Raw genomic sequence first — 451 nt, forward strand, 5'->3', positions numbered from 1 at the left:
TAATGTTTATTTAATTGTTGTAATGCCGAGGACCGGGATCGAACCGGTACGGTCATCACTGACCGCAGGATTTTAAGTCCTGTGCGTCTGCCAATTCCGCCACCCCGGCAGACTGACTAAAAAAGCGGAAGACGGGATTCGAACCCGCGACCCCCACCATGGCAAGGTGATGTTCTACCACTGAACTACTTCCGCATAAATGCCGACTAGACGATTCGAACGCCCGACCTCTTCATTACTAGTGAAGCGCTCTAACCAACTGAGCTAAGTCGGCAAAATTCATAACATATGGTTCTATGCGGGCGAAGGGATTCGAACCCCCACGTCATAAGACACTAGAACCTAAATCTAGCGCGTCTGCCAGTTCCGCCACGCCCGCATTGTAAAAAACTGGCAATGAGCCGTGGCAGTCTCGAACTGCCGACCCTCTGATTAAAAGTCAGATGCTCTA

At 50.6% G+C, this 451-nt stretch carries 4 tRNA genes; all 4 read right to left on the minus strand.

Annotated features, from left to right (window positions below):
- Nucleotides 1-23: 23 nt before the first annotated feature.
- Nucleotides 24-109: transfer RNA gene (locus FC85_RS06630), tRNA-Leu, on the minus strand.
- 14 nt (nt 110-123) lie between these two features.
- Nucleotides 124-195 (minus strand) — tRNA-Gly (locus FC85_RS06635).
- Nucleotides 196-200: 5 nt separating this feature from the next.
- Nucleotides 201-274, minus strand: a tRNA-Thr gene (locus FC85_RS06640).
- Between the two features lie 23 nt (nt 275-297).
- Nucleotides 298-379: transfer RNA gene (locus tag FC85_RS06645), tRNA-Leu, on the minus strand.
- Nucleotides 380-451: the final 72 nt, after the last annotated feature.

Source organism: Lentilactobacillus diolivorans DSM 14421, assembly GCF_001434255.1.
Lineage (GTDB): Bacteria > Bacillota > Bacilli > Lactobacillales > Lactobacillaceae > Lentilactobacillus > Lentilactobacillus diolivorans.